2 protein-coding genes and 1 pseudogene are annotated in these 1,554 nt (G+C 55.7%); 2 read left to right on the top strand and 1 reads right to left on the bottom strand.

Going from position 1 to position 1,554, the window contains the following annotated elements; all coding sequences use genetic code 11:
• The coding region (locus ACS5Q1_RS47850) for a transposase (RefSeq protein ID WP_473104776.1) at nt 1-228 on the bottom strand (228 nt) is incomplete at its 3' end.
• Nucleotides 229-297: 69 nt separating this feature from the next.
• On the opposite strand from ACS5Q1_RS47850, the pseudogene ACS5Q1_RS47845 reads away from it, so the two are divergent.
• Both ACS5Q1_RS47845 and ACS5Q1_RS47840 read left to right on the top strand, forming a co-directional pair.
• Nucleotides 298-666, top strand: a pseudogene (locus ACS5Q1_RS47845) (transposase); the annotation flags it as partial.
• A 430-nt stretch (nt 667-1,096) separates the two neighbouring features.
• On the top strand, nt 1,097-1,554 hold a 458-nt coding region (locus tag ACS5Q1_RS47840; RefSeq protein ID WP_473104775.1), incomplete at its 3' end, for a calcium-binding protein.

Raw genomic sequence — 1,554 nt, 5'->3', positions numbered from 1 at the left:
GAGCGCCTTGATCTTCTCCTGCTCCGCGCGCGTCGGCCCGGGGCGCAGGCCCTGGTCGCGCTCGGCCTGGCGCACCCAGTGCCGCAGCGTCTCGCGCGAGCAGCCGATCTTGGCCGCAATCGACCGGATCGCCTCATACTGCGAGGCGTACTCGTCGCGGTGCTCGAAAACCATCCGGACCGCTCGCTCGCGGACCTCTGGTGAATATGGGGGTGTTCGCTTCGTCATGGCTCCATCCTGTCAGGAGTTGGAGCCTCCGGGAATCCCGGCGCGGTTCACAAACGCCAGCGGCTGCGCATGAGCGCGCCCTGGATCATCGATGGCCCGATCACTCGATTGGCGGTCGAGGCTTACATCGAGACGCAACTCGCGCCGACGCTGCGCAAAGGGGATGCGGTGATCCTCGACAACCTGGCTGCCCACAAGAGCGAGAAGGCCGCTCAGTGTCTGAAGCAACGCGGAGCCTGGTTCCTGTTCCTGCCTGCTTATTCGCCTGACATGAACCCAATTGAACAGGCCTTCGCCAAGATCAAGGCGCACCTGCGCAAGGCCGAAGCCCGAACGTTTGACGCGCTCTGGCGAGCGCTCGGTGACAACATCTGCGATTTGTTTGAGCCGCAAGAATACTGGAACTCCCTCAAAGCTGCCGGCTATACGTCCGTTTAACCGTCCGATTCTCTAAGCTGAGGAAGAGAGAAGCTGAGGAAGGGAGCCGGAGATGAGCCGTCTTCCGGCCACGGGACACGTACTAGAAGGGATAAAATCCGCAGTGACTGCCGTCGGCAGCGTTGACGAAGGTCAGTACCAGTATCCTTCGATACTTAAGGTGTTTTCAGCAGTAAATTAACATATGTAAATTCCCACTCTGTGTTCACTTATCGATAGATATAAGCTTAAATTATCAATCGAGGCATCAGACCACACCTCTATTGAGGTAGTGATTATATCCTTTTGAAGGTTATTCCTCGTCACTCAAGCGGGCCAATATAATTTCTCAAATTATCCATCGAGGACGAACCAGGGATTTTTCCTGGTTGATGCTTAAGTTTTTTGAGTTGTCGAGCGTTCTGGCTCGATGCCGAGCGAGGTTTACACCATGCAGTATCTCAATTGGAACGGGACCTTTATGTTCGACTCATGGGGGGATCATGGCAGCCCGGGTGACCCACCAACCAATAAAATAGGGGGGGCAGCACAGGGCATCACCAATTTTGATACTTGGGGCGATGGCCTCGATGTTTATACGATCTACGGCACATCAGAAGCCGATCTCATCTTTCTGGACAGGGTCATCGGGTATGACACCCCGCGCCTGACCAACGTCACACAGATCAGCGGTGGAGTTGGAAACGATGTGCTTGACCTAACCTCTACACGCTTCACGTATGGAGCAGTAACGCTCGACGGTGGGGCTGGAAATGACTCCCTTCTGGGAAACTCAGGAGCCGACCGCCTTTTCGGACAATCCGGCCATGATCGGCTCAAAGGTTATGGCGGTAACGATTACCTGAGTGGTGGCCTCAACAATGACCATCTGTATGGCGGCCGAGGGAA

This window comes from Microvirga sp. GN3, assembly GCF_055792825.1.
The sequence above is the reverse complement of the archived record's forward strand: the minus strand, read 5'-3'. Positions and strand labels throughout refer to the sequence as shown.